General features: G+C 69.8%; 20 protein-coding genes. 8 read left to right on the top strand and 12 right to left on the bottom strand.

The window, feature by feature from the left end; genetic code table 11:
- Positions 1 to 70: 70 nt before the first annotated feature.
- Both ACQHII_RS20965 and ACQHII_RS20970 read left to right on the top strand, forming a co-directional pair.
- Complete coding sequence (locus ACQHII_RS20965) at positions 71 to 3,028, top strand: BTAD domain-containing putative transcriptional regulator (RefSeq protein WP_427920739.1); 2,958 nt, start codon at positions 71 to 73, stop codon at positions 3,026 to 3,028.
- A 220-nt stretch (positions 3,029 to 3,248) separates the two neighbouring features.
- A complete protein-coding gene (locus tag ACQHII_RS20970; protein ID WP_427920740.1) occupies positions 3,249 to 3,446 on the top strand; it encodes a hypothetical protein in 198 nt (65 codons plus the stop codon).
- 88 nt (positions 3,447 to 3,534) lie between these two features.
- Here the strand turns inward: ACQHII_RS20970 and ACQHII_RS20975 are convergent, their stop codons facing one another.
- The 3 genes from ACQHII_RS20975 to ACQHII_RS20985 all read right to left on the bottom strand — a co-directional run bounded on the left by ACQHII_RS20975 (position 3,535) and on the right by ACQHII_RS20985 (position 5,835).
- Entirely contained in the window at positions 3,535 to 3,864 is a 330-nt protein-coding gene (locus tag ACQHII_RS20975) for a hypothetical protein (RefSeq protein ID WP_427920741.1), read from the bottom strand.
- 66 nt (positions 3,865 to 3,930) lie between these two features.
- Positions 3,931 to 4,212: a hypothetical protein gene (locus ACQHII_RS20980; RefSeq protein ID WP_427920742.1), complete on the bottom strand. Its 282-nt coding sequence runs from the start codon at positions 4,210 to 4,212 to the stop codon at positions 3,931 to 3,933.
- 30 nt (positions 4,213 to 4,242) lie between these two features.
- Complete coding sequence (locus tag ACQHII_RS20985; protein WP_427920743.1) at positions 4,243 to 5,835, bottom strand: FadD3 family acyl-CoA ligase; 1,593 nt, start codon at positions 5,833 to 5,835, stop codon at positions 4,243 to 4,245.
- Positions 5,836 to 5,948: 113 nt separating this feature from the next.
- Here ACQHII_RS20985 and ACQHII_RS20990 point away from each other — a divergent pair, with 113 nt between their 5' ends.
- The 3 genes from ACQHII_RS20990 to ACQHII_RS21000 are packed head-to-tail and all read left to right on the top strand — an operon-like array spanning position 5,949 to position 8,289.
- Positions 5,949 to 7,097: a lipid-transfer protein gene (locus ACQHII_RS20990; protein WP_427925377.1), complete on the top strand. Its 1,149-nt coding sequence runs from the start codon at positions 5,949 to 5,951 to the stop codon at positions 7,095 to 7,097.
- A 5-nt stretch (positions 7,098 to 7,102) separates the two neighbouring features.
- Positions 7,103 to 7,519, top strand: coding sequence for a Zn-ribbon domain-containing OB-fold protein (locus tag ACQHII_RS20995; protein ID WP_427920744.1), 417 nt, complete (start codon positions 7,103 to 7,105; stop codon positions 7,517 to 7,519).
- Complete coding sequence (locus ACQHII_RS21000; protein ID WP_427920745.1) at positions 7,516 to 8,289, top strand: enoyl-CoA hydratase/isomerase family protein; 774 nt, start codon at positions 7,516 to 7,518, stop codon at positions 8,287 to 8,289. Before ACQHII_RS20995 ends, ACQHII_RS21000 begins: the two co-directional genes overlap by 4 nt.
- Before the next feature lie 3 nt (positions 8,290 to 8,292).
- Here ACQHII_RS21000 and ACQHII_RS21005 read toward each other — a convergent pair whose 3' ends face one another.
- The 3 genes from ACQHII_RS21005 to ACQHII_RS21015 all read right to left on the bottom strand — a co-directional run bounded on the left by ACQHII_RS21005 (position 8,293) and on the right by ACQHII_RS21015 (position 12,073).
- Positions 8,293 to 8,793, bottom strand: a complete 501-nt coding sequence (locus tag ACQHII_RS21005; protein WP_427920746.1) for a hypothetical protein — start codon at positions 8,791 to 8,793, stop codon at positions 8,293 to 8,295.
- Between the two features lie 32 nt (positions 8,794 to 8,825).
- Entirely contained in the window at positions 8,826 to 11,171 is a 2,346-nt protein-coding gene (locus tag ACQHII_RS21010; protein ID WP_427920747.1) for a PQQ-binding-like beta-propeller repeat protein, read from the bottom strand.
- Between the two features lie 179 nt (positions 11,172 to 11,350).
- Positions 11,351 to 12,073: a VOC family protein gene (locus tag ACQHII_RS21015; protein ID WP_427920748.1), complete on the bottom strand. Its 723-nt coding sequence runs from the start codon at positions 12,071 to 12,073 to the stop codon at positions 11,351 to 11,353.
- Between the two features lie 134 nt (positions 12,074 to 12,207).
- Here ACQHII_RS21015 and ACQHII_RS21020 point away from each other — a divergent pair, with 134 nt between their 5' ends.
- Complete coding sequence (locus ACQHII_RS21020; protein WP_427925378.1) at positions 12,208 to 12,843, top strand: TetR family transcriptional regulator; 636 nt, start codon at positions 12,208 to 12,210, stop codon at positions 12,841 to 12,843.
- Between the two features lie 46 nt (positions 12,844 to 12,889).
- On the opposite strand, the gene ACQHII_RS21025 is transcribed toward ACQHII_RS21020, so the two are convergent.
- The gene (locus tag ACQHII_RS21025; RefSeq protein ID WP_427920749.1) at positions 12,890 to 13,375 is read right to left on the bottom strand and encodes a nitroreductase family deazaflavin-dependent oxidoreductase; all 486 of its coding nucleotides are present in this window, start codon (positions 13,373 to 13,375) and stop codon (positions 12,890 to 12,892) included.
- The gene (locus tag ACQHII_RS21030) at positions 13,372 to 14,562 is read right to left on the bottom strand and encodes an acyl-CoA dehydrogenase family protein (RefSeq protein ID WP_427920750.1); all 1,191 of its coding nucleotides are present in this window, start codon (positions 14,560 to 14,562) and stop codon (positions 13,372 to 13,374) included. Before ACQHII_RS21030 ends, ACQHII_RS21025 begins: the two co-directional genes overlap by 4 nt.
- Before the next feature lie 76 nt (positions 14,563 to 14,638).
- On the opposite strand from ACQHII_RS21030, the gene ACQHII_RS21035 reads away from it, so the two are divergent.
- Both ACQHII_RS21035 and ACQHII_RS21040 read left to right on the top strand, forming a co-directional pair.
- Positions 14,639 to 15,811, top strand: coding sequence for a thiolase C-terminal domain-containing protein (locus tag ACQHII_RS21035; RefSeq protein WP_427920751.1), 1,173 nt, complete (start codon positions 14,639 to 14,641; stop codon positions 15,809 to 15,811).
- Positions 15,726 to 15,956: a DUF397 domain-containing protein gene (locus ACQHII_RS21040; RefSeq protein WP_427920752.1), complete on the top strand. Its 231-nt coding sequence runs from the start codon at positions 15,726 to 15,728 to the stop codon at positions 15,954 to 15,956. Before ACQHII_RS21035 ends, ACQHII_RS21040 begins: the two co-directional genes overlap by 86 nt.
- Before the next feature lie 20 nt (positions 15,957 to 15,976).
- Here the strand turns inward: ACQHII_RS21040 and ACQHII_RS21045 are convergent, their stop codons facing one another.
- The 4 genes from ACQHII_RS21045 to ACQHII_RS21060 form a co-directional block, all read right to left on the bottom strand.
- Positions 15,977 to 16,702 (bottom strand): hypothetical protein, encoded by a 726-nt coding sequence (locus tag ACQHII_RS21045; protein WP_427920753.1) that lies wholly within the window; start codon positions 16,700 to 16,702, stop codon positions 15,977 to 15,979.
- Between the two features lie 202 nt (positions 16,703 to 16,904).
- Positions 16,905 to 17,360: a hypothetical protein gene (locus ACQHII_RS21050; protein WP_427920754.1), complete on the bottom strand. Its 456-nt coding sequence runs from the start codon at positions 17,358 to 17,360 to the stop codon at positions 16,905 to 16,907.
- 306 nt (positions 17,361 to 17,666) lie between these two features.
- The gene (locus ACQHII_RS21055; protein WP_427920755.1) at positions 17,667 to 18,287 is read right to left on the bottom strand and encodes a hypothetical protein; all 621 of its coding nucleotides are present in this window, start codon (positions 18,285 to 18,287) and stop codon (positions 17,667 to 17,669) included.
- A complete protein-coding gene (locus tag ACQHII_RS21060; protein ID WP_427920756.1) occupies positions 18,263 to 26,434 on the bottom strand; it encodes a ricin-type beta-trefoil lectin domain protein in 8,172 nt (2,723 codons plus the stop codon). Before ACQHII_RS21060 ends, ACQHII_RS21055 begins: the two co-directional genes overlap by 25 nt.
- Positions 26,435 to 26,485 lie beyond the last annotated feature (51 nt).

The raw sequence follows: 26,485 nt of genomic DNA on the forward strand, positions 1-26,485 counted from the left end.
GAGTGCTGACGCGACCGCCGCCGACAAGGCAAACTGTCGTAGTTATCAGGCATGCCTAGGGGGAACGGCGATGGATGGTGGACCGCGAGTACCGGAGCAGCGGCGCCCCGACTCCGACTCGGAGGAGTCGACGGCGCTGCGCTTCAGCGTGCTCGGTCCGGTACGCGCCTGGCGGGGCCCCGACACCCTCGCCACCGGCTCGCCGCAGCAACGCGCCCTGCTGGCCGCGCTGTTGCTGCGCGAGGGCCGCACGGCGACCGCCGCCGAGCTGATCGACGCCCTGTGGGGCGAGGAACCGCCCTCGCAGGCGCTGGCCGCGGTGCGGACGTACGCGTCGCGGCTGCGCAAGGCGCTGGACGCCGGGGTGCTGGTCAGCGAGTCGGGCGGGTACGCCGTACGGGGCCTGCCCGAGGGCGCGTTGGACGCGGCGGTGGCGCAGGACCTGGCGATGGAGGCGGAGAAGGCGAAGTCGGCGGGTGATCTGTGCCACGCACGGGACCTGCTGGGCCGCGCGCTCGCCCTGTGGGACGGGGAAGCGCTTGCGGGCGTGCCCGGCCCCTACGCGGAGGCGCAGCGCGTCCGGTTGGAGGAGTGGCGGCTCCAACTCCTCGAATCCCGGCTCGACATGGACCTGGAGCAGGGCTGCCACGCCGAGGCCGTAAGCGAGTTGACGGCCCTCACGGCCGCGCACCCGCTGCGCGAACGCCTCCGTGAGCTGCTGATGCTCGCGCTGTACCGCTCCGGCCGCCAGGCCGAGGCGTTGGCCGTGTACGCCGACACCCGGCGCCTGCTCGCCGACGAGCTCGGCGTGGACCCGCGCCCGGGCCTGCGCGAACTCCAGCAGCGCATCCTCCAGGCCGACCCCGGCCTCGCGGAACCGTCCGCCCCGGCGCCGGAGACCGCGCCCGCACCGGTCCGCCCCCACCAACTCCCGGCGACGGTCCCGGACTTCACCGGCCGCGCGTCCTTCGTGTCCGAACTGAGCGAGGTCCTGGCCTCGGCCGAGGGCCGCGTCATGGCGGTGTCGGCACTGGCGGGCATCGGCGGCGTAGGCAAGACGACCCTCGCCGTGCATGTCGCCCACCAGGCCCGGTCCGCCTTCCCCGACGGCCAGTTGTACGTCGACCTCCAGGGCGCGCGCTCCCGCTCGGCGGAACCCGAGACCGTACTCGGCGCGTTCCTGCGGGCGTTGGGTACGGCGGACTCCGCGATACCGGACTCGCTGGAGGAACGGTCCGCGCTGTACCGGTCGGTGCTGGACGGCCGCCGCGTGCTGGTCCTGCTGGACAACGCGCGGGACGCGGCACAGGTGAGGCCGTTGCTGCCGGGGACGGAGGGCTGCGCGGCGCTGGTGACTTCGCGGGTGCGGATGGTGGATCTGGCGGGGGCCCATCTCATAGACCTCGATGTGATGTCCCCTGAAGAGGCCCTCCAGCTCTTCACAAAGATCGTGGGCACCGAACGAGTCGCCGCCGAACGGGAGTCGGCCCTGGACGTGGTCGCGGCCTGCGGCTTCCTGCCGCTCGCGATCCGCATCGCGGCCTCCCGGCTCGCGGCCCGCCGCACCTGGACGGTCTCGGTCCTCGCGGCGAAACTCGCGGACGAGCGCCGCCGGTTGGACGAGCTCCAGGCCGGCGACCTCGCCGTGAAGGCCACCTTCGAGCTGGGCTACGGCCAGTTGGAGCCGGCGCAGGCACGGGCGTTCCGGCTGCTGGGGCTGGCGGACGGCCCGGACATCTCCCTCGCCGCGGCAGCGGCCGTACTGGACCTGCCGGTTGAGGAGACCGAGGACCTCCTTGAGTCCCTCGTCGACACGTCCCTGGTGGAGTCGGCGGCTCCGGGGCGGTATCGCTACCACGACCTGGTGCGGCTCTACGCGCGTGCTTGCGCGGAGCGGGACGAGTCGCCGCCGAGTGAGCGGGGGGCGGCGCTCTCGCGGTTGCTGGACTTCTACTTGGCCACCGTCTCGGGCGTCTATCTGATCGAACGGCCCGGGGACCGGCTGGTGGACCATCTGGAGCCCAGCGCGTACCCGGGGCTGGTGTTCGCGGACCGGCACGCGGCGCAGGACTGGCTGTACGCCGAAGCAATCTGTCTGCTCGCCTGTGTCCGCCAGGCCGCCCGTCCGGGCACGCTGCGCCGCGCGGTCGACGTCCTGTGGGCGGCGATCGACCTCGCGGAGTCCGGCACCAACTCCAAGGAGTACGAGGCGGTCGCCGTGCTGCTGCGCAACACGGCGCGGGAGGCGGGGGATTCGCGTACGGAGGCACGTGCGCTGACGTTGCTCGCCTTCGTGCACCACATCTCCGGCAGCCGGTTCGACGTGGCGCTCCAGGAGGCCGAGCAGGCAACGGAGTTGGCCACGGCGGTCGACGATCCGCTCACCGGCTGCTGGTCCTCCAACATCAGCGGTGTCGTCTCGCTGTACCAGAAACGGCACGAAGAGGGTGCCGCCCACTTCACCCGGGCCATCGAGAGCTTCCGCGCCCTCGGCGACCGCCCCGGCGAGGCCAGCGCCCTGTGCAATCTCTCGCGCCTCCACCTGGCCACTTCGCGGACGGCGAGCGCGGTGGCGCTGGCCCAGCAGGGCACGGCGATGTACGACGACATGGGGCACGATCTTAGGGGCGCCAACGGCCGGTACGCCCTGGGACTCGCCCTCACCCAGAGCGGCCAGCTGGCCGAGGCGACCGAGTGCCTCAACCAGGCCCTCCAGGTGTTCCAGGACAGCCGCCAGCGCCTTTGGGAAGGCATGACCCTGTTCCGGCTCGCCGAACTCGACCTGGCGGCACGCCGTCCGGCACAGGCCGCGGTCAACGCCGAGGCCGCCCTGACGCTCCTGCGCGGTATCGGCGGCGAGTGGCGGCGGGGCAACGTCCTCACCGTGCTCGGACGCGGCCTCGACGGCATCGGCCAGCTCGGCCGTGCCCAGGTGTGCTGGCGTGAGGCCCTCGACATCTTCGAGACGCTGGGGGCGCCGGAAGCGGACCAGGTCAGGGGCCTTTTGACACCGACAGCGGCGGCCTGACGCCGACGGAGCCGCTTCTCGTCGGCAGGGGCGTTCATCGTTCGTTTATCGCGGTTCGACACTCTCGGATGTGCCGGGCCGTCGCGTCGGGGGGCAGACGGAACGGCTGGTGGCCGGGCATCTATGGTGGTCCGGCCCCTACGGATCCGTCCGGCGATCCTCGGGGGAGTTGCCGGGCGGATCCCGCCCAATCACCGCACGTAACAGGGGAGCCAGTTTCATGAGCGACGACAACAGCACCGACAACGTCCACGCCACGGACGAGCCGACCACCGTGACCCCGGACAACGTCCACGCCACGATCGGGCCCGTCACCGTGAAGAACGTCCACGCCACGGGTGAGCCGCTCACCGCGGTACTCGCCGAGGACGGCGACGCGACGACGGACAACGTGCACGCCACCGACGAGCCGGTCTGACCGGCTCAGCTGCACGGGGGATCGGCCGCAACGGCACCGAGGGGGAGCCGTCGCGGCCGATGTGTGTCCGGGGACCGGGACCGGGGTCCTACAGGCCTCTGACGGCCACGCGTGGCGGGCACAGTTTCCGTATGTCGTCCACGTCGGACGTGTACAGCGCGACACCACCCGGCTGGCGCCCGGCGATGACCGCGAGGGCTGCGTCGATGGCGTATTTGTGGCCGTGCAGGCCGGTGTCCTTGAGAAGGCTGATCGCGGCGTCGGCGACCTCCCGTGTCACGGGTTCCACGACAATGCGGGACGTCACCCAGCTCCAGGCCTCACGACGGACCTGGCTGTGGTAGGCCTCGATCAGGGTCATCGAACTGGTCACCACCCGAAGACCCTTCTTGTGAGCGGCCGCCAGCAGAGCCGTCATCCCGCGATCCCGCAGCGCCGCCCGTGACAGGCCGTCACTGTCCAGCACCAAGCAGTCGAGTGCCACTCAGCCCGCCAACGGAAGCTCGTGGTGACCGGACGCGGCAGGCCCGTCGAGCTGGCGTTCGACATCGCCCAGCTCGGCCTCCGCCGCCGCCAGTTCCTCCGGGGCGAGCGGCCCACCACTCTCCTCCTGCATCCACGCGACCAGCTCCCCCAGCCGATCCCGCTCGTGCTGACGCTCGATGGCCTTGGTGACATACGCGCTGAACCCCCCGCTCCCGACCTCCCGCCGAATCTCCTCGGCAAGCTCTTCCGGCAGCGTGACGGTGTACTTCTTCGTTGCCATACCAATCACCATACCGCGCGTTACGACGGGTCACGACCCCCGCAACTCCCCCTTCACCACCTTCCCGCTCGCGTTCCGAGGCAGCTCCCCCACGAACTCCACGACCCTCGGCACCTTGTAGTTCGCCATCTCGCGCCGGGCCCAGGCGATCAGGTCGTCGCCGGTCAGGGTCACCCCCGCCCGCCGCACCACATACGCCTTGCCGACCTCCCCCAGCCGCGCGTCCGGTACGCCGATCACCGCCACGTCGGACACATCGGGATGCAGGCCCAGCAGCTGCTCTATCTCCGCCGGGTACGCGTTGAAGCCGCCGACGATGAACATGTCCTTGATCCGGTCGGTGATGCGGAGGTTGCCGTCGGCGTCCAGGACGCCCACGTCGCCCGTGTGCAGCCAGCCGTCCTCGCCCAGGACCTCCGCCGTCGCCACCGGGTCCTCGTAGTAGCCGCGCATCACGTTGAAGCCGCGGACCAGGACCTCGCCCGGGGAGCCGAGCGGCGCCTCCACGCGGACCTCCGTGCCCGGGATCGCCCGGCCCGACGTCGACGCGATCACCGACGGATCGTCCCCGCGCCGGCACATCGTGACGATGCCGCTGGCCTCCGAGAGGCCGTACGCCGTGAGGACCGTGCCCACGCCCAGTTCGCCCCGCAACCGCTCCACCAGCCGCAACGGCACCACCGCCGCGCCCGTGACCACGAGCCGCAGCGCGGAGAGGTCGTGCGCGTCCCGGGCCGGGTGGTCGAGGAGGGACTGGTGGAGGGTGGGCGGGCCGGGGAGGACCGACACCCGCTCGGCCGCGATGTTCGCCAGCACCGTGTCCACGTTGAACACCGGCTGCGGGATCATCGTCGCGCCCCGCATCAGACAGGCGATCACGCCCGCCTTGTAGCCGAAGGTGTGGAAGAGCGGGTTGACGATCAGATAGCGGTCGCCCTGCCGCAGTCCCGCCAGGTCGCTCCAGATCTCGTAGCCGCGGAGCGTCTGCGCGTGGGTGATCACCGCGCCCTTCGGACGGCCCGTCGTGCCCGACGTGAAGATGATGTCCGAGACCGTCGAGCCGTCCAACTCACCTTCCCGCGCCCGCACTTCCGCCTCGCCCACCCCCTCCCCGCCCGCCAGGAAGTCCTTCCAGGTGCGGAAGTCGGCCGGCGCGTCGTCGGCCAGGACCACCACCTGCTCCAGCGCCGGGAGTCCGGGCAACGGGCCCTCGCCCGTCCCCTGCCCCTGCCCCTCCCCCGCCGCCCGACGCAGCGACGCCACGTACGACGTCCCCAGGAACGTCCCGGTCACGAACAACAGCCGCGCCCCGCTGCCGCGCAGTACGTACGCCGCCTCGGTCCCCTTGAAGCGCGTGTTCAGCGGCACCAGTACCGCACCCGCCGACACCGCGCCCAGCGCCGAGACGATCCAGTCCAGCGAGTTCGGCGCCCAGATGCCGACCCGGTCGCCGACCTCGACACCGGCGGCGAGGCAGGCCGCCGCCGCGCGTTCCACCCGGGCGCCCAACTCGGCGTAGGAGACACGCGTTCGGCCCTCGACCACCGCCTCGGCGTCCGCGTACCGTTCCGCGGCCGACCGGACCAGGCCCGGGATGCTGCCCCACTCCTCGTCTCCGCGCATGAACGGCCTCCCTGTACCCGGTAGCTGACTGACCGTCAGATTAGCTGTAGCCTGACGCCCTGTCAGCTGCCCCGGTGTCACGCGGAGGTGCACGGAGAATGGCCGGACAGCGCATGGCCGGACTGAAGGACGCGACCGCGATCGTCGGCATCGGACAGACCTCCTTCGCCAAGCGACTCCCCGAGGACGAACGGACCCTGGCCTGTCGTGCCGTACTCGCCGCCCTCGACGACGCGGGCATCGCCCCGGGCGAGGTCGACGCCCTCGCCTCCTACACCATGGAGGAGACCGACGAGGTCGAGCTGGCGAAGGCGGTCGGCTTCGGGGACCTGACCTTCTTCAGCAAGATCGGGTACGGCGGCGGCGGTTCCTGTGCGACCGTCGCCCATCTCGCCACCGCCATCGCCGCCGGGCAGGCGACGGTGGGGGTCGCCTGGCGGTCGCGAAAGAGGGGCAGCGGGGCGAGACCTTGGACCAACACCGACCGCCAACTCCCCACCCCCGCCCAGTGGACCCGCCCTTTCGGACTCCTCCGGCCGGCCGACGAGATAGCCATGCTCACCCGCCGCTACATGTACGAGTACGGCGCCACCCGCGACCACCTCTTCAACGTCGCCCTCGCCTGCCGCAACCGCGCCAACCAGAACCCCGCCGCGATCATGTACGACCGCCCGCTCACCCGCGAGATGTACATGACCTCCCGCTGGATCAGCGAACCCCTCTGCCTCTTCGACAACTGTCTTGAGACGGACGGGGCGTTGGCCTGTGTCGTCGTCTCACGCGAACGCGCCCGGGACTGCCGGCGCTCCCCGGTCTACGTCCACTCCGCCGCCCAGGGCCTCCCCGCCCAGCACCACGGCATGGTCAACTACTGGAACGACGACCCCCTCACCGGACCCGCCTGGACCGCCGCCCGACACCTGTGGAAACACGCCGACTTCACCCCGCAGGACGTCGATGTCGCCCAGATCTACGACGCGTTCACCGCCCTCGTCCCGCTCTCCCTGGAGGGCTACGGCTTCTGCGGGCGGGGCGAGGGCGGGGCGTTCACGGAAGGGGGCGCCCTGGAGATCGGCGGGCGGCTGCCCCTCAACACCGGCGGCGGCGGGCTCTCCGAGGCGTACGTCCACGGCTTCAACCTGATCAACGAGGGCGTACGGCAGTTGCGCGGCACCAGCACCGCCCAGGTCCCGGACGCCGCCACCTGCCTGGTGACGGCGGGCGAGGGCGTCCCCACCTCCGCCCTGCTACTGAGGAGTTGAGCGCCATGCTCTCCCCCGTCACCGACACCGACGGCGCCCCCTTCTGGCAGTACGCCCGCGCCGGCGAACTCCGCGTCCAGACCTGCGCCGACTGCGACGAACCCCGCTTCCCGCCCCGCCCCTGCTGCCCCCACTGCCAGTCCTTCGAGAGCGAGTGGCGGCAGGTGAGCGGGCGGGGGCGGGTCTGGTCGTACGTCTTCCCGCATCCGCCGCTGCTGCCCGACTACGCGGCCGTCGCGCCGTACAACGTGATCGTCGTGGAGCTGGTCGACGCGCCGCGGATCCGGCTGGTCGGGAATCTCGTGAGCGAAGCCGGGGCCGCGCTCAACTCCCTTTCCCCGGGCCGGATCCGGATCGGGGCGCGGGTGCAGGTCGTGTTCGACGCGGACGGGCTTCCGCAGTGGGTTCTGGAGCGGCCATGACGCTGCGGATCGCCGCCGACAAGGACACCGGGGTCGCCGTCGTCACCCTCGACCGGCCGCACAAACTCAACGCCGTCGACCTCGCCACCGCCGCCGAACTGGCCGCCGTGTGGCGGGAGTTCCGGTTCGACGACACCGTACGGGCCGTCGTCCTCACCGGGGCCGGGGAGCGGGCGTTCTGCACCGGACTCGACCGGGACGCGGTCGTGCCGCAGCCCGACTCGCCCTACATGCAGGACGATCCGCTGCTCACCATCGGGCCGAAGGCCAACGACCTGTGGAAGCCGGTGATCTCCGCCGTGTCCGGGATGGCGTGCGGCGGGGCCTTCTATCTGCTGGGCGAGAGCGAGTTCGTCGTCGCCGATCCGACCGCCGTGTTCTTCGACCCGCACACCACCTACGGCATGGTCAGCGCCTACGAGTCGGTGCTGATGGCGCACCGGATGCCGTACGGCGAGGTGGCGCGGATGATGCTCATGGGGACCGCGGAGCGGATCTCGGCGCAGCGCGCCCACGACATCGGGCTCGTGTCCGAACTCGCGCCTCCCGGCGGGGCGTTGGAGGCCGCCGTGGCCTGTGCGGCCGTCATCGCCGGGTATCCGACCGAGGGTGTCCAGGGCACCGTACGGGCGCTGTGGGCGGCGAAGGAGGCGGCGCGGGCGCAGGCCTATGCGCAGGCGCCGCCGCTGATCGCCCTCGGCAATCTCCCGACCGAACGGCAGGCGGAGTTGTTCGCCGCCCGTGGGAACGGCGGTTTCCGGACCCGGTGAGGGTCAACCCACCGCTGTGGCGCGGCGGTCGACGACACAGTGGTCCACCGGAGTGGAGCTGCCGAGGAAGCGCACACGCACGGTCGCCCTGCCGTTGGCCGGCACCTTGACGTCCGCGTAGTTGTAGTCGACCTCGTTGTCCTGGGCGTCCTCGAAGGTGACGTCGACGGAGAAGGTGGCCTTGCGGTCGTTCGGGTTGGTGACCTCGACGGTCGCGTACTGCCTGGTCGCCGTCGCACAGCTCACCAGTTTCGCCGTACCGTCCAGCAGGCTGCTGGTGCCGCTGCCCGAGGAGGCCGTAGCGGCAGGCGTGGAACGATAGTTGGACCGACGGTTCGTCGAGGTGTCGTGGTCCTGGCTCGAACTGCTGCACCCGCCCCCACCGCCGCCGCCGCTCCGGTGCCGGCTGGTGCTGTGGTGCCGTCCGGTGGAGAAGCCGGTGAGGGTGAGAACCGTCAGTGCCAGTACTGCCGTGAATCTGAGCCTGCGCCCCCGCGTTTGCATCCGCTCATGCTACCGATCCCAACGGGCCCCGCTCACGCGGTCCTTGCGGTGCCCGTCCCCTTCTCCGCGTCGAGGGCGTAGACGCAGCGGTCCTTGCTGCACGCGTACACGACGCCGTCCCGGACGACGGGTGCGCCGGTGATCTCGCCGCCGGTCGCGAGCTTCCAGCGGAGGCGGCCGTCGTCGGCCTTGAGGGTGTAGAGGAGGTGGTCGGTGGAGCCGAAGTGGATGCGGCCCTCGGCGACGGCGGGGGCGCCGACGATGTCGCCGCCCGCCTGGAAGCGCCATTTGGGGGTGCCGGTGACCGCGTCGAGCGTGTAGAGGCCCTTGCCGCTGCCGACGTGGACGTGTCCGGCGGCGACCAGGACGGGTTCGATGGAGGCGCGCGGTTCGGTCGCGATGCGCCAGCGGTCGCGGCCGTCGGCGGCGTCGAGGGCGTAGACCGTGCCGAGGTAGTCGGCGAGGTAGACGCCGCCGCCGGTGACGGCCGGGCCGGGGGCGAAGGTCGGGGCGCAGAGGAAGACCGCGGGGGCCTCGAAGTGCCAGCGGACCCGGCCGCTCGACGCCTCGACGGACAGGACGCGGGTGCCCGCGGCGACGTAGACGTGACCGTCCGGGGCGGTGGTGACCCGTACGGGTACGCCCCCGCAGGAGGCCGCGTCGCCGATCGGGTACGACCAGCGCTCGTCGCCCGTCCGGGCGTCGAGGGCGCGCAGGCGGGCGTCCTGCCAGACGTAGACCGTGCCGTCGTGCAGCGCGGGGCCCGCCTCCGGGGACTCGAAGTCGGTCTGCGCGCCGGTCAGCTGCCACAGCTGCTGCCCGGTGGCCGCCTCCCAGGCCTGCACCCCGCCGCCGCGCGTCCCGGTGACGACGGTGCCGCGGTCGGCCTTGAGGGAGTACACCCAGGCCTCGGTGGACAGCCGCCACAGGTCACCGCCCTCGCGGGCGTCCAGGGCGAAGAGGGTGGGGCCGTCCGAGGCGTGGATACGGCCGTCCGCGACCGCCATCGACCAGGCGACGTCGCGGGTCTTGAAGGAGCGGCGGCCGGTCCCCACGTCGAGGGCGTGCACCTCGAAGGAGGTGACGTAGACGAGGTCGCCGGCGACGGTCGGGGTGCCCCAGACGTCGTTCGACATGCGGAACCGCCACGGGCGCCAGCCGGAGGCGGTCTCCGGGGGCAGCGGCGGCGGCGCTGGTACGGCGGGTCCCACGGCGGCGTCGGTGCCGTTGACGCCGGGCCGGGGACGGGACCAGGAGGCGACGAGGCCGGCCTCCGGAGGGGGTGCCTTCACGGCGGCGGCGCGGGCGTCGGCGACCCGGGGGCCGGGGCCGATCGGCACGGGCGCGCCGGCCAGCCGTACGGGCCCGGTGTCGGGGGCGCCGACCGGGACCGGCACCACGGGGTCGTGGGAGGGCGGCGGCGGTACGGCGACGCGGCCACCGCCGCTGCGGCCGGCGGTGGGCGTGGGTTTCACGGGCGGGCGTCCGCCGCGCCGGGTCTCGATCAGGGTCACCGCGCGCTCGGGCAGCCAGGCCGAGGCCGTACCGCTGTCGTCGGAGCCGGAGCCGAAGAGGTGGGGCGCGAGCTGGGCCTGGAGGTCGGCCGGATTCGGCCGGCCGGTGGCCTCCATCTGCATACAGGACTCGATGAGGGGGCGCAGTTCGTCCGGGAGGCCGGTGAGGTCGGGGCCCTCGCGCAGCAGCATGAAGACGGTCTCGACCGGGTTGGCGCCGTGGAACGGGGGGTGTCCGGTGGCGGCGAACACGAGCATCGAGCCGAGCGAGAACACGTCGCTCGCGCCGGTGACGCTGCGGGAGTCCTTGGCCTGCTCGGGGGACATGTAGGCGGGGGTGCCGACCGCCACGTTCGTCATCGTCAAACGGGTGTTCGACACACCGGAGGCGATACCGAAGTCGATGACCCGGGGCCCGTCCTCGACCACGAGCACGTTGGACGGTTTGAGGTCGCGGTGGACGAGACCCGCCCCGTGAATGGACTGAAGCGCCTCCGCGACCCCCGCCGCGAGCCAGCGCACCGCCTGGGCCGGCATCGGCCCGCACTCGTTCACTATCTCTTCGAGGGAGGGCGCGGGAACGTACGCGGTGGCCAGCCACGGCACGGCCGCCCGGGGATCGGCGTCGACCACGGCGGCGGTGTAGAACCCGGAGACGGCCCGCGCGGCCTCGACCTCGCGCGTGAAGCGGACCCGGAACAACTGGTCCTCGGCGAGTTCCGTCCGCACGGTCTTGATCGCCACGCGCCGGCCGGACGCCGAGCGCGCGAGATAGACCAGCCCCATGCCGCCCGCGCCCAGCCGTCCCAGCACCTCGAACGGCCCGATCCGCCGCGGATCGTGCTGCGTCAGCTGATCCACCACTTGCCTGCCACCTCCCCGTACGGGCCACGCCACCCACATATGTACGCGACCCCGTGCAGCGTCTCACCACCGCACCGCCATGGCGGCACGCACCCTGATTCTTCCTGGCCGGGCCACAGGTTGCGAACCCGGCGACTAATCGGGGTGTCTCGGCATATCTCCGGACAAACGTCCAGGTGTCAGCGTTGCTGTAGTGCGAACGACGCCCCTTGATTGTCGGTGACGACGGCCACATTTCCGTACGACGTCTCGAAGGGCGGGACCTGAACGCGCCCGCCGAGCCGCTGCACGGCCCCCAGAACAGCGGTGATGTCCTCGACCCGGAAGTGAACGAGGAAATGCGGCGGCATCTCCACCGGGAACACGTCGGACACGGGCGCCCGCCCGAAGTCGGGGGCGGCCTCCGGTCCGAAGAGGGCGTCTGTGAAAAGTCCGCCGTAGAAAGTGTTCGCGGTCTCCGTGTCGCGGGCGTACAGCTCGGCCCAGCCGAAGGTGCCCGCCTTGTGCCGGAGCCCGAAACCGGGGTGCCGGGCCGCCTGCCACAGCCCGAAGACGGCACCCTCCGGATCGGCGGCCAGCGCGGCCGTACCCAGCTCCCCCACCGGCATCGGCGCCATGAACACCTGCCCGCCGGCGTCCCGGATCCGCCCGGTCAGCCGCACCACGTCCGGCGTCGCGAAGTACACCGTCCACACGGTCGGCAGCCGCCCGTCCGCCTTGTGGGCGAGCGCCGCGACCGCCTCACCGTCCTTGCGGGCCCATACGGAGCCGCCGTACGCCTCCTCGAAGGTCCACCCGAAGAGCTCACCGTAGAACCGCCTGCCCGCAGCCAGGTCCGGCAGCTGCGCGTCCACCCAGCAGGGGACGCCCTCTCCGTACGCGGATGCCCTGTTTTCGGCCATACCGTCAAAGTAACGGCGTCGCACGCACCCCGCAGACCAGGCACACCACCCTCTGGACCCTCGTGCACCCCATTTGCAGTCGGCCGAATCGCGCTCCGATCACCCCTCGGTAAGCTGACGGCATGACAGGACAAGTGCGTACCGTCGACGGCCGCGTGGCCGGCCGGCGTGGGCAGGCGACCCGGCAGAAGCTGCTCGACTGCCTAAGCGAGATGCTCAGCTCCTCCCCCTACCGGGACGTCAAAGTCATCGATGTCGCCCGGAAGGCGGGGACTTCACCCGCGACCTTCTACCAGTACTTCCCGGACGTCGAAGGCGCCGTCCTGGAAATCGCCGAGCAAATGGCCACGGAGGGCGGGCAGTTGACCGAACTGCTCACCGGCCGGTCATGGGTCGGCAAGGCCGGCTGGCAGACCTCCCAGGAACTCGTGGACGGATTCCTGGAGTTCTGGCGCCGGAACGACGCGATCCTGCGGGTCGTCGACCTCGGAGCGGCCGAGGGCGACAAACGCTTCTACAAGATCCGCATGAAGATCCTCAACTCCGTGAACAACTCCCTCTCGGACGCGGTCGCCGAGTTGCAGGCCAAGGGCAGGGTCGACAAGGACGTGAACCCGGCGGCGGTCGCCGGTTCACTGGTCGCGATGCTCGCGGCGGTCGCCTCGCACCAGAAGGGTTTCCAGACGTGGGGCGTCAAGCAGGCTGAACTCAAGCCGAACCTGGCGCTGTTGGTCCACCTGGGCGTGACCGGCAAGAAGCCGACGAAGTAGCGGTTCCCGCTTCCCAGGTCCCAAGTCCTGTCTCGCGGGCGGCGGTTCACCCAGGTGGACCGTCGCCTGCCCTGCGTGTGATCCGGAACAGCCGGATCTCGCGGTCCACCCGCGCCTGATACGTGGCGTACGGCGGCCAGAAGACGAGAGCCGCCTTCCACACCTCGGCCCGCTCCTCGCCCTCCAACAGCCGTGCGGTGACCGGGATTTCCGTGCCCTTCCAGCTGATCTCCGCGTCGGGATGGACGATCAGGTTGCGAGTCCAGGCCGGATGACCCGTGCGCCCGAAGTTGGACCCGATCAGAATCCACCCGTCCTCAACCGGCATACAGGCGAGCGGAGTACTGCGCCGCTGCCCGCTCCTGGCACCCCGCGCCGTGAGGATCACCCCCGGCAGCATCTGGGCACTGAGCAGCACCTTCCCGCGGGTCAGCCGGTGCACCGCCCGGTCGAGGGCGGGGATGACATGCGGGGCGACGCGAGCGAACACGGGCGTCGACGAAACCTTCTGCACCAGCCGCACACCGATCACACCGTCACCTCACGGCTCTCGAAGAGACGCGCACCCTCGGCGGCGTACGCCCGCAGCCGGTGCACCGGCCCGAAGAGCAGTTCGTCACCGGCGGCACGCTTGAAATAGAGATGGGCCTCGTGCTCCCAGGTGAACCCGATGCCCCCGTGCAACTGGATCCCTTCGGCGGCGGCCCCGCGCAGGGCCTCCAGCGCCTGCGCGAGGGCGATCCCACCGACCCGTTCCCCGTTGCCGACGGCCCAAGCGGCGTAGTAGGCAGCCGACTTGGCCGCCTGCACCTGCACATACACATCGGCCAGCCGGTGCTTCACCGCCTGGAAGGACCCGATCGCCCGCCCGAACTGCTCACGCTGCTTGACGTGTTGAACGGTCCGCTCCAACGCCCGGTCCGCGGCCCCGACCGCCTCGGCGGCGAGCACGGCGGCGACGGTGTCACCGAGCGCGGAAAGCTCCCGCAGCAGCCGCGGACTGTCGTCGGCGCCCAGCAACTCCGCTTCCACGTCCCGCAGTTCGATGCGCGCCTGCGGCCGGGTCGCGTCGAGCGCGGTCTGCCGGGTCCGTACGAGCCCGTCCGCGTCCCCCGCCACGAGAAACAGCAGGGTCCGCGACCGGGCGAACCCCCCGGCATGGGCGGCCACGAGCAGCAGCTGGGCACTGTGCCCGTCGAGCACCTGCGTGACCTGCCCGTACAACCGCCATGCACCGTCCCCCTGTTGCCTGGCCTGCACCCCGCCCGCACGCCCGCCGCCGGCCCATTCCCCGTCGTTGGGGCCGGTGAGGGTCAGGGCGGTGGTGAGGGCGGGACCGGGGACGGCGAGAGCGGCGGTCAGGGTGCCAGTGGCCATGCGGGGCAGCAGTTTCGCGCGCTGGGCTTCGGTGCCGAGTTCCAGAACCAGCGGCGCGACGAGCACGGCGGTGGCGAGGAGTGGGGAGGGGGCGAGGAAACGGCCCGTCTCCTCTGCCGCGAGGGCGAGTTCGGTCGCCGAGCAGCCGACACCGCCGTAGGCCTCGGGGAGGGCGAGTCCGGGTAGGCCGAGCTGCTGGGCAAGGGCGGTCCAGAGGGCGGGGTCGTGTCCGGCGGGGGTATCGACGGCGGCACGCAACTCGTGGGAACCGCACCGCTTTTGGAGCAGTTCGCGGAGGGTACGGCGGATCTCGTCCTGCTCGGCGGTGAAGCTGGCGTCCATGACACTTCCCTCCAGATCTGACGGTCCGTCATATTAGGAGTCCGGGCACGATATGCACAGAGGGAGGAGGCCCCTCATGACACCGGGGAGCCGCAAGGTCGCCGTGGTGGGCGTGGCACTGTCCGACTGCGGGCGGGTCGACGACACGACCCCCTACGCCCTGCACGCCCAGGCGGCCCGCCGCGCACTGGCGGACGCGGGCCTGGACCGTGCCGTGGTGGACGGCTTCGCGTCGGCGGGCCTGGGCACGCTGCCGCCGGTGGAGGTGGCCGAATACCTGGGCCTGCGCCCCACCTGGGTCGACTCGACGGCGGTCGGCGGCTCCACCTGGGAGGTCATGGCGGCGCACGCGGCGGACGCGATAGCGGCGGGCCACGCGAACGCCGTGCTGTTGGTCTACGGCTCGACGGCCCGCGCCGACATCAAGGCGGGCCGCAGAACCGGCAACCTCTCCTTCGGCGCACGTGGCCCGCTCCAGTTCGAGGTCCCCTACGGCCACACACTGATCGCCAAGTACGCGATGGCCGCGCGCCGCCACATGCTCGAATTCGGCACGACCGTCGAGCAGTTGGCGGAGGTGGCGGTCCAGGCCCGCGCCAACGCCGCGCTGAACCCCGAGGCGATGTTCCGCACCCCGATCACCGTGGACGAGGTCCTCTCCGGCCCGATGATCGCGGACCCCTTCACCAAACTGCACTGCTGCATACGGTCGGACGGCGGAGCGGCGGTACTGCTGGCCGCGGAATCGTACGTACGAGACTGCCGTACGGCACCGGTCTGGATCCTCGGCACCGGAGAACACGTCTCGCACGCCGCGATGTCCGAGTGGCCCGACTTCACGGTCTCCCCGGCGGCGGTGAGCGGCCGACTCGCCTTCGAACGAGCCGGAGTCCGCCCCGAGGAGATCGACTTCGCGGAGATCTACGACGCGTTCACCTACATGACGCTGGTGACGCTGGAGGATCTGGGCTTCTGCGCGAAGGGTGAAGGGGGCGCGTTCGTGGAGAAGGGACGCCTGCGGGTGGAGGGCGGCGAACTCCCCGTGAACACGGACGGCGGCGGCCTGTCGGCCCAACACCCTGGGATGCGGGGGCTGTTTCTGCTGGTGGAGGCGGTCAGGCAGCTACGGGGGGAGGCCGGGGCGCGTCAAGTGACGGGGAGTGATGGCGAGTTGCCGCGCCTCGGGGTCGCCTCGGGTACAGGTGGGTGGTTCTGCTCGTCGGGAACGGTGGTGCTGGGGCGGGGGTGACCGCCTCGTCGGTGGCCTCGATGCGCTCGCCACCACCCCCGGCACGATTCACGTCCGTGACTCCAAGTACCGCGAAACCAGCCCCCGTTTCGCGCTGACGCCGGAGGCCTGGGCGGAGTTCGTGACGCACGCGTCGAGGAGCTGATCGCGCGAGGCAGGTTTGGTTCAGGTGAGCTTGTCGGCCTGCGCGGTCACCAGGTCTGCGGGGAAGGTGAAGTCCTTGCCGGAGACCATGGAGCCCGTGTTGCTCACGACGAAGTGGGCCAGAGTGGCACCCTTGCGGAAGACGACGACCTTCCACGGAGCGGAGACACCGTCGACGGGCGTAACGGCGCTGAACGCGACCGCCTCGTCCCCGGCGGCGGGCGCCTTCTCCTCCTCCACCTTGCTCGCCTTCAGCAGCTCACCGGCCGCGGTCCACTGGAACCCACCCGCGCAGGCGGCCACCGCGTCGGAGACCGACTTCAGCGCGGCACCGGCCTCGTCCGAGCCGGCGTAGGACGCCAGGGCGACCATGCCGACGTTGATGTCGACGGCCTCTTCCTCGGCACTGAGCGCATCGGCACCATTCCCTGTCACCCGCCGAGACACCTTCGCATCCGGCTCCCCCACAGCCGCCCCCGCGACCGCCCGCCCCAACGGCTCACACCCGGCCCCGGTCACCTCCACCGCATCCGCAGCAGCGACCTCGGCCTTCGTGGCCTCCTTCACCTCGTACGCCGCCACGTCCGCCTTCGCCAGCGCCGCCTTGCCCAACTCCGCGGCGGTCAACGGCTTCACTGCGGCGGCAGCAGTGGACGTCTGCGCACCGGCAGACGCCGACGGATCCGCGCCGTCGGCCGCGTCACCACTGCCGGAGTCACCACAGCCGGCGAGCAGGGTGAGGGACATCAAGGTGGAGGTGGCAAGGACAGAGGTACGGAAGCGGGGGTGACGTATGCCAGATCTGTTCACGATGTACCGTGTTCACTTTCTCTTTGAATTACCGCAAATAACTGAGTATTGACGATGCCGGCGAGCAGAATGACTTCCGCCGCACCGGCCCGTACGCCACCCCTAGATGGCGCATGATTAGCGACGGCTCTGAATAATCTCATTCATTCAGAAATATCTCGATGGCTTGAGCCACCGAAGCCGGGGTCGATTCGTCGTGCGGATCATCCATTCCGAGCATTGGCAGATCCAGTGCCACGCTTGCCGAGTCTCCAAATTCAGTCCGAACTGCCCTGAGGGACTGGAGCACAGCATGGTAGGCTGGGCTGATTTGTTCGAAATCTTCCCTGATGGAGAATTCCCCACCCCGTTCGACTATCGGACGAAACGGCGGAACGACAATCCACTCCGGCAGGCCGTCACCTCTCGAATTAGGCAAGATCTGCGCCGCCTCCCTGTTCGGCTTACCGCCGTAGCGATCGAATGCCCAGACTCCGGACATCGCAAGCACGTCAGTCTGAACCGAGCGGCTACTCCGGTTGGCGAACTCGATCGCCGTCGATTCAGGCAGCAGCCTCGACCAGAGATTCAGGGTCGACTGCTGGAGAGACGTCACATAAATCTCCAATGACTCGCCTACGGGGTCGTCATAGAAGGAGGGATCCGAACTCGACCGATCATACTCATTGAATCTCCCCAGGGCGCAAAAGCATCGATCCCGCTACCCGTCTACAAGATTCTCAATCCTGCTTTCCATAGGAATGTGTTCAGTTCCGATTACATCACGCATCAACTTGTAAGTATCTTCGCCAGGGAACGTCTTGTAGCAGATTTAGCATGTAGATTTGCCCACCAGATGGCCAATCCAAAGAGTTCAATAATTCCACGACCAAACACCTTCGATCACCCAGATTCACTTGCATCAAATGAACCGGGTAACCTGCTCCAGCACTGTTCGGGTACGGGCATTTCCCTGCTCAGCAATCTCAAGAACGCTTTGCCGAACTGCTGGATCAGAGCTGCCGAGCCGGACCAGGGTCGAGATCTGGTCTCCGATCTCCAAACCCTCCAGGGGGCTCAGGTCGGGGATCGTTCCCGCAGGAATGAAAACAGCAGCCGCCGTTTCACTGCCCTCACTCAACAGAGAATCAAATTGTTGATGAATGTCAAGACCGAGCGTCGAGCACCAATCCGACCAGTCAGGCAATTCCGCCCCTTCAACGAAGAAGCGAAGGACCATTTCGGAAGCCATTGAGTACATCTCAGTGATTTCTTCAGGAGCATCTTCAGATCGCTCCGGGTCGATACCTTCACGTAGCGCCCCAAGAACCTCCCGAATCCGATTTGGCAACGTCTCAGGGAACCACGTTTCGGGCCTCGTCAAAGATTCATACAGGCCTGAAGGGGCTCGCCAACAAAGGACTGGAAGAACCCTGTAGATACACATGGCTCCTGAGACGATCGCGGCATCCGTCGCGGCATCCGCCAGCAGGTTAGCCAAAGACTCGTACGAAACCTCTACGGCTTCCAAAACATCCTCCATGGAGAGTTGCTCGTACTGCTCTTGAACTCTGGGCCGCCAATCGTAGCCCCTTGATTACCGAGAAGGGGCGTGCACCTACCCCAACAGATGCCCGTCGACGTACCCCCCTCCATGACGTCCCACTTTCCGTCCAGAGCTTGGATTATGGACTCCTCCGCGTGCCCTTCGAGTTGTACAAATATCTCTCCCGGCCTCAAGGAATTGTTCTTTTTCCAACCTGTGGGCATGTACGTCTTGTTACTTGCCACCCAAGTCTCGACCCGACTCGGATCGGCAATATTCCTGACACGTACCACTGCTGTCGTTCCACTCCACCCAGCTTCTGACTGAAGCTGAGTGGCGCGATCCATCAATTGTTGTGCGCCAGCCTCCGTACCGCCACAATTGTGTACGAGTACCGGCGCAGCCCCCGCCAGCACATAGTAGGTGTGCAGCATGCCGACGGTCAGGTTGTGAACAGTCGCGTCCAGCGCCGTCCACCGCTCGACCGCCGTGATCTGGACGTACGTGCCGGCGCTGGTGCGCAGCCACTCGCCCGCGTGAAGGTCGGTCGCGTCGATCCAGTCGCTCAACTCCGGGACCCAGAAGGGGTGTCCGGCGGTCGCGGTGACCTGAGCGGTCTTCGTGCCCTTCGTGCCGTCGGTGTCGACGGTGACCTTCACCAGGTGCTTGACGCCCTTGCCGAGGATCTCGGCGGTGACCGTCTGTGCCACCGTCTCGCCCGTAGCCGGGTCGGTCGCCAGGACCTTGTCGCCCGCCTTGACGTCCTTGATCTTCTTGGTGGAGCCGTCGGCCATCAGGACCTGGGTGTCGGGCGTGAAGCTGTTGGCCGTGCAGCTCGCGCCCTCGGCATCGCCGCCGCCTTCGCTGCCGGAGTTCTCCTTCCCCGACCCGTCCCGCGACCCCCCGGACTTCTCGTCCGCCTTGCCGCCGCCCTTGGAGCCCTTGGACTGGGCCTGGGCGCGGGCCTTCGTCTGGACCGGGTTGCCCTTGGCGCCCTTGGAGCCCGTGTGGGATTTCTTGCGCACCGCCTCCGCGGCGCGTTTCGCCGCTTCTCTCGCCTTGCGTTTGGCCTCGGCCGCCGCGGCCTCCGCCGCCTTCTTCGCCTTGATCAGGGCGACCTTGGCGGCCTTGGCCGCCTTCATGCCGACCTCGGCCGCGCGCTTGGCCGCCTTGAACGCCTTGACCGCGCTCATCGTGCCCTTGAAGGCACGCCACATCTTCTTGCCCTTGGAGAAGACGCTGGTCCAGGGAATCGCGTCCATCAGCAGGCTGCCGCACGCCCACAGGTCGCCCTGGGTGAAGCAGCCGACCACGTCGTTCCAGCCGATGAACTCCTTGAACACGGCCCAGCCGGTCGCCAGGATCACATCGCCGATCGAACGGCTCAGCGTCTTCTGGTACGCGGCGATCTTCGCGTCCAGCGCCGCGATCGACGCGTCGAAGCTCGACGCCGACGACGTCAGACCGGACGGGTCCGCGTAGGTGACCGGGTTGTTGTTCGCGTAGGAGTAGCCGTTCGCCTGGAGCGGGTCGCTGTCGTCCAGGACCGGGTCCGCCGAGATGAAACGGCCCGTGGCCGAGTCGTACTCGCGGGCGCCCATATGGGTCAGGCCCGTCTCCGCGTCGTCGTCACCCGTGTGGAAACCGGTGTGGGAACGCGCGGTCGTGCTCACCGCACGGTCCTCGCCCCACGGGTCCCGCTTCGTGACCCGGACCGTCATCCCGCCGTCCAGGCGGACCTCCGCCAGCGGGGTGCCGTTGAGGTCCGTCGCCTGGGCGTACACCTGCTCGCTGACGCCCGCTGTGTTGTCGGCGCCCTCGCGGAAGCGGGTCACCGACGGGCCGCCGATGCCCGCGTACGTCCGCTCGACGTAGCGGACCTTCCCGGCCGTCGTCAACGACACCTTCGTGTCGGGCAGGTTGAGCACCGCGCCCGCGCTCGTGCGTTCCAGCAGCCGGTTGCCCATCGCGTCGTAGACGTACGTCGTCTTCGACGCGGGCTTCCACAGCTGGCCCGCCACCGTCGAGGCGCACGCGGCGAGCGTGAGGTCGGTGCCGACCGTCGATGACGGTGCCGCGAGGCACAGCCCCGTCGAGACGTGCTTGATCTGGCCCGTGCTCAGGGTCTGCCAGCGCTGTGCGGTCGCCGCGTTGTCGCAGGCCTGGATCAGGACCGCCGAACCGGCCGCCGTGCCGTTCGGCTGGACACAGCGTCCGCCCACCACCAGCTGACCGACCGTGGCGTCCTCGACGGTGCCGTCGCTGTTGGTGTCGGCGGCCTTCAGACGCAGTTGCTGCGACCGGGTGCCGTTGCAGACGTAGACCTGCATCGCCGTGCCGGCCGTCGTGTTGGCGCCCGACAGGTCCATGCACAGGCCGCCGACGCCGGTCCAGGCGCCCGAACCGTCCGCGCCGAAGCCGGTCACGGACTCGACCTTGCCGTCCCACGTCCAGGTCATGGTCTGCGCGCTGTCGCCGCCGGTGGAGCGGGTCTCCATCTCGCCCGCGGCGTCGTAGGTCTGCGTCGAGCGGGTGGTGACCTGCGCGCCCGCCGCGGTCGTGGACGACGTGGTGGACGAGGTCAGGGTGTGCGGCTGGGCGTCCTTCGCGGTGGTGCTGGTGCCGTAGGCGTAGTCCGTGACCGTGTCGCCCTTGGTGTCGCGCGCCCCGGAGGTGAACGTCGGGTCGGCCTTGTAGGCCGTCTTCTTCGTCCGGTTGCCGAGCACGTCGTAGTCGTACGACTGCCAGTAACCGTCGTTGCCGGACGAGACGTTGACCGTGTTGTCGGAGTAGACGGGCTCGGCCGTCGACTTGCCCGCGGCCACGCAGGCGCCGCCGCCCGGCGTCGTCCACGCCTCCTTCAGCTGGCCGAGGGTGTCGTAGGTGAAGCACTGCTGGTCGGTGGTCGTGCCCATGCGGTCGGCGACCGACAGGACGTTGCCCGACGCGTCGTAGGAGTACGAGCGCCTGCTGACCTCGCTGCCCGGCACGACCGCCGTGTCCGTCGCGCTCTCGCGGACGAGCCTGCTCGTCGAGAGCTCGCCGGTCGACTCGTTGAACGTGTTCTCCTGCCACAGCCGGTGGCCCTGCTCGCCGATCGTGGAGCGCAGCACCTGCCCGTACGGCGAGTAGGAGGCCTCCGACGTGTACCAGTCCTTGCCGGAGACCGAGGTCGGCAGGCCCGCCGCGTTGTAACGGGTGATCACGTCCTCGGCGTCGAGACCGCCGGCCGCCGGGGCCGTGTACGTCTCCAACTGGCCGTCGTCGTTGTACTTGTACGTGTACTTGTACTGGGTGGCGAACCCGTCGGCGGTCAGGCCGGCCGTCGAGCCGGGCGGCAGCGCCACGGTCATGTCCGTGGGCTGGTAGTCGGCGGTGTAGCCGCCGATCGTCGTCGTGTACGCCGTGCCGCCCGTGTAGCGGGTAGCCGAGGCGAGCTGCCCCTTTCCGCCGCTCGCGCCGTCGTAGGCGTACGTCTGCGCGAGGGTGGAGGTCGTCGCGCCCTTCGGGGTGACCTTGACCTGCTCCACCCGGTTCAGCCGCTCGTACGTGTACGAGACGACCTGGCCGCGGGCGTCGGTCGCCTTGTCCACCCGGCCGTAGGCGTCGTAGTCGGTGTGCGTCGCGCCGGTGTCCGGGTCCGTGGTGTCGGTGACCCGGCCCAGCGCGTCGTACGTCCATGTCCGCGTGTTGCCGACGTCGTCGGTGGAGGTCACCATGTCGCCGCGCAGGTCGTAGTCGTACGACGTGGTGATCGCGCCGGTCTCGGTCAGCGAGGTGTCGGAGAAGGTGTCCTGACGGGTCGTGCGGCCCAGCGCGTCGGTCCACACCCGGGAGGCGGGCGTGCCCTGGGGCTGGCGGACGACGGTGTAGTCGAGGGCGTACTCGTAGCGGGTGCGGCGGTCGGTGGTGGTCACCGTGCTGCCCGCGTTGGTGAACTTCTCACCGGTCTGCGGGTAGGAGTTGTGCACCGGCGTGACCGTCAGGACCCGGCCCAGGCCGTCGTACGTGTACGAGGTCGCGTTGGGGACCAGTGACTCCGAGGCGGGGACGACCAGTTCGGTGCCCGGGTCGCCCTCCATGTAGTACGCGTTGCGGGTGTAGCGGACCTGGCCGGCGCTGTTGTGCAGCGTGTCGGTGATCAGCCGGCCGCCGCCCACGGCCGGGGTCTGGGTCTGGCGCTCGCGGCCCAGGCCGTCGTAGATCGTGGTGGAGGACTCGTACGTTCCGTCGACCGCCGTGGTGCTCGGGTTGTCGGTCAGGGACCGTGTCACCACCGACACCGGCTCGTTCGGGTCGGTGTTGTAGGTGTACCTGACCGTCGGGTCGTCGGTGGCGGTCTGGGTGGCGTCCCAGGCGGCGACGGCGCGGCCGAGCGGGTCGTACTCGTAGGACTCGGTGCGGTCGTTGGCGTCCGTGGACTTGAGGGTCGTGCCGCGTCCGGGTTCGAGGAACGTGGTGTCTTTGAAGCCCGCGACCAGGGCGCCGTCGACGACCTTGTTCCCGGTGACCGTCTCGATCTTGTAGACCTGACCGTCGGACGGCGTGTACGTCGTGGTGTTGTACACCCCGGTCGGGTCGGTGACCTTCGTGACGCGGCCGGTGGGGTCGTACTCGGTGCGCGACTCGGGGTTGGTGGTCTCCCAGCCGGTGCCGGCGCCGGTCGGCGCCTCCGTCCTGGTGACCAGGCCCTTGGCGGGTGTGGCGGTGGACGAGGTCGCGCCGTCGTAGAACATGCGCGAGGCGCTGACCAGGGTGGTGCCCGTCGAGCCGGACAGGTCCGTGGAACAGGTGCTGGTGCCGGTGGTGGTCACGGTCCGGGCGACCAGGCCGACGAGGTAGTTCGTGCCCGAGGTGTTGTGCACGTACGAGGTCGCGGTGCACGACTCGTCGCCGGAGACGGCCGTGTCGCCGTACTCCTTGACCTTGGTCGGCAGACCGTACGTGGAGTCGTACTCGGTCTCGGAGGTCACCGTGTGCAGGGTCAGCTTGTCGGCGGCCTTGCCCGAGGCCTTGGAGATGGTCGAGGTCTTGCCGAGCGTGACGCGCTCGGAGGTCACGTCCGGGCCGTCGGCGCGGTTGCGGGTGGCCAGGCGGACCGGGGCGTCCGGGTGGTTGACCGTGCGGGCGACCCAGCCAGCGGCGGTGTCGGCCGACGCGTCGGGGTAGGTGAGCGACTCGGCGACCATGCCGGCGTAGGCCTTGCGGTCGGTGGCCAGGGTCGCGCCGGTGACGTCGGTCGTCACGACGGAGCGCTTGACGTCGTCGGACGACTTCTCCGGGGTGTCGTCGGCGAGGACGTCGTCGTCCATGCCGCGGAAGTAGCGGGTGACGGACTTGGAGGCGACGCTGCCGTCAGGGGTGTCCGTGGTGCCGGTGGTCGTGGTGACGAGCGGGAAGCCGCGGAAGTCGTCCCAGGTGCGCTTCTTGGGGCGGGAGAACTCCGACTGGCTCTTGGCCCACAGCGCGCCGTCGACGGCGTCGTCGTCGGTCTCGTACGTGTACGTCGTCACGATGTCCTTCGCGTCGGCGAGACGCGGGAACTCGGTGATCCTGCCGACGACATACTTGTGGAACCAGGAGATCCGCTTGTCCTCCAGCTCACCGTCGGCGTGCCAGTACGCCGGGTAGCACAGGGAGTGGTTCCGGTCGGTCGTCGGACGGCCCGAGCCGGTGAGGCACTTGCCCTCGGGGTCCTTGTAGTCGACGTGGGTACGGCCGCCGTACTCGGAGACGACGTCCTGGATACGCAGCCTCGCGAACAGCGGGGACGTGTCGGAGGAGCCGTTCTTGACGCGGTTCGGCAGCGCGTTCTGGTTGTGACCGAAGGACACCGGGTTGAGGTCGTCGACGGAGCCGTCCACCGCGTAGCCGGTGCGGGCGATGGACTCCAGCCAGAGCGCGGTGTACTCACCGGTCAGGTTCCACGGGAAGGACTGCTTCAGGCCCCAGGAGTCGACCTTCGACAGCGCGGTCGTGGTCGTGGAGTCGCCGTCCAGACCGCAGGCGTTGCGCTGGCCGGTCTCGTTGCCGTCGCCGTCCGAGGAGTACTCGGTCAGCGTCACGCCCTGCTCGCGCTGGGTGCAGGCGTCGACCGAGGCGAGGCGCTTGCGCGAGAAGAAGGTGGGGGCGTACGTGCCGCACTTCTTGCCGGTCGCGCAGGCGAGGTCGGCGGGGGTGTCGAACCAGGGCCGGGTCCGGTCGGACTGCTTGGAGTCGAAGTTGGCGTCCGAGCACGCCACGTTCAGCGCGGGGTCGACGAAGCAGCGCTCCTGGGCGTTGAACTTCACCCGGCCGAGCGGTTCCTGGGAGAAGAGCTTGGTGGCGAGCTGGCCGTAGTCGATGTGGGAGAGGTAGCCGGCGCGGTCGTACTCGACCGCCTTGGCCTCCTTCATGTCGCGCGCGTAGGCGTTCTTCTCCTTCTCCCACCACAGCGACATCGCGTTGCCCGTGGTGTCCACGACGTAGTCGAGCTGGAAGCGCCAGCCCTGGTCGCAGAAGGAGTCGGCGAACTTCGCGGCGTAGCAGGGGTCTTCGGAGTGGTTGCCGGCGACCGGGACGTTCAGCACCGACTTGGTCTCGGGCTTGCCCGAGGTCCAGCCCGGGAGCCGGTTCAGACCGAAGTAGTACTGGGTGCCGTCGTCGGTGGTGACGCGCCAGAACTCCCCGTTGTTGTCACCGTTGTTGGAGCCGTCGATCCCCGTGAGGGTCTTGTAGTCGGCCGCGGTGAGCAGCTCGACGCGCATGTTCTCGCCGCGCGCGCCCTTCCACTGCTTGGTGGTGTCGTCGCGCACCAGCTCGGTGGTCGTCCCGTTGAGGGAGAGCACCGCGTTGTACGAGCCCCAGCACTGGTCGCCGGTGAAGTGGTCCTTGTTGTTGGCGTCGGCGGTGTCGGCGGCGCAGCCCACGAAGGTGCGGGTGATGGAGCCGGGGTTGTAGTCCCAGCCCTCGCCGACCCAGGAGACCTGGTTGTTGGTGGCGGACGTACGGCCGTCGGAGGTCTGGGAGTTGTAGCTGAGGGTGACGTTGGGCGTGGGGCCGGCCGGGACCTGCGGGGCGGCCATCGTGTACGCGTAGGTGAAGGCGCCGGAGGAACCGCCCGCCGTCCAGGAACCCGCCGACACGATCGGGCTCGCGGAGAAGTCGCCGCCGGCGCCCGCGCCGTAGGAGCTGCCGACGAGCAGGCCGCCTCCGGAGGAGCCGGCGATCTGCTGGACGCTGTCGGCCCTGTCGCCGCGCCAGACGGCGGAGTCGACCCGGCCCGTGTCCGTGCCGACCGCGCTGTTCGCGGTGGACGTGGCGGCCGAGACCGACGCGAGGTCGGCGGTGTCCAGGGTGATGTCGACCAGCGTCTCGGGGACCTCGACGGTGGTGTCGGTGGAGCCGTGCGTCTCGTCGGCGGCGCCGTCCTCGCCGGTGTCCGCCTCGGAGCCCGAGGAGTCACCGGCGTCCAGCGTCACGTCGACGGTGTCGCCGGTGCGCTCGACCGAGGTGGTCACCGGGATGCCGGTGGAGCACGCCTCGTCCTCGGGCGTCGTCGCGTAGCAGGCCGGCATCAGCGTGAAGGAGAGCCGGTCGAGCCACTGGGCGCTGTAGGTCTCGGCGAGTCTGGTGGCGTCGATGGTGACGACCGCGTCGCCGGTGGCGGTGTCGGGGGCGTCGACCGCGAGCATGAAGCCCTGGGCGCCGTTCGCGACGGCGTCGGCCTCGGTCGCGGCGGCGACGCTCCACTGGCCTTCGAGGGCGTCGGCCTGCGCGGGGGTGGCGCCGTCGGGGGCGCCGACACCGATGCTCATCGTGCCGTCGGCCGACTTCGCGACCTCGGTCGTGCCGCCCGCGGTCACGGTGTCGACGGCCTTGGTGCCCGAGACGGCGGGCACCTCGGCGACGGCGGCCGGCGCGTACGCCTTCTGCGGATCGGTCGCCGCCGAGCCCGAGAGATCGTCGAGGTCGTCGGTCGACTTCTCGTCGAGCGGGACGGCGTCCGTCTCCTGAAGGTCCGCCAGTTCGACCGGCGTACGGGGATCACCGGGGCCGAACGCGAGGGCGCCGGGCAGCAGGGTGGCATTGAGGGCCAGCACCAGCCCGGCGACGACACCGACCCGAGTCCTGCGCCGGACCAGGCGTTCCCGCGACGTGGTCAAAACGAACCTTCCCCCCGTGACACTCCGTCAGCAACAAGCACTTTCCGTCCC

Origin of the sequence: Streptomyces sp. cg40, assembly GCF_050320165.1 — a bacterium.
Lineage (GTDB): Bacteria > Actinomycetota > Actinomycetes > Streptomycetales > Streptomycetaceae > Streptomyces > Streptomyces hokutonensis.

Excerpts from the sequence above, each read along its gene's own strand:
- ACQHII_RS21045 (WP_427920753.1), bottom strand. The coding sequence starts at position 16,702 with ATGTCCCTCACCCTGCTCGCCGGCTGTGGTGACTCCGGCAGTGGTGAC.
- ACQHII_RS20985 (WP_427920743.1), bottom strand. The coding sequence starts at position 5,835 with ATGCGCGGAGACGAGGAGTGGGGCAGCATCCCGGGCCTGGTCCGGTCG.
- ACQHII_RS20970 (WP_427920740.1), top strand. The coding sequence starts at position 3,249 with ATGAGCGACGACAACAGCACCGACAACGTCCACGCCACGGACGAGCCG.
- ACQHII_RS21055 (WP_427920755.1), bottom strand. The coding sequence starts at position 18,287 with ATGGAGGATGTTTTGGAAGCCGTAGAGGTTTCGTACGAGTCTTTGGCT.
- ACQHII_RS21015 (WP_427920748.1), bottom strand. The coding sequence starts at position 12,073 with ATGGCCGAAAACAGGGCATCCGCGTACGGAGAGGGCGTCCCCTGCTGG.
- ACQHII_RS20965 (WP_427920739.1), top strand. The coding sequence starts at position 71 with ATGGATGGTGGACCGCGAGTACCGGAGCAGCGGCGCCCCGACTCCGAC.
- ACQHII_RS21000 (WP_427920745.1), top strand. The coding sequence starts at position 7,516 with ATGACGCTGCGGATCGCCGCCGACAAGGACACCGGGGTCGCCGTCGTC.
- ACQHII_RS20980 (WP_427920742.1), bottom strand. The coding sequence starts at position 4,212 with ATGGCAACGAAGAAGTACACCGTCACGCTGCCGGAAGAGCTTGCCGAG.
- ACQHII_RS21040 (WP_427920752.1), top strand. The coding sequence starts at position 15,726 with ATGGCGAGTTGCCGCGCCTCGGGGTCGCCTCGGGTACAGGTGGGTGGT.
- ACQHII_RS21005 (WP_427920746.1), bottom strand. The coding sequence starts at position 8,793 with ATGCAAACGCGGGGGCGCAGGCTCAGATTCACGGCAGTACTGGCACTG.
- ACQHII_RS21035 (WP_427920751.1), top strand. The coding sequence starts at position 14,639 with ATGACACCGGGGAGCCGCAAGGTCGCCGTGGTGGGCGTGGCACTGTCC.
- ACQHII_RS20995 (WP_427920744.1), top strand. The coding sequence starts at position 7,103 with ATGCTCTCCCCCGTCACCGACACCGACGGCGCCCCCTTCTGGCAGTAC.
- ACQHII_RS20975 (WP_427920741.1), bottom strand. The coding sequence starts at position 3,864 with ATGACGGCTCTGCTGGCGGCCGCTCACAAGAAGGGTCTTCGGGTGGTG.
- ACQHII_RS21030 (WP_427920750.1), bottom strand. The coding sequence starts at position 14,562 with ATGGACGCCAGCTTCACCGCCGAGCAGGACGAGATCCGCCGTACCCTC.
- ACQHII_RS20990 (WP_427925377.1), top strand. The coding sequence starts at position 5,949 with ATGGCCGGACTGAAGGACGCGACCGCGATCGTCGGCATCGGACAGACC.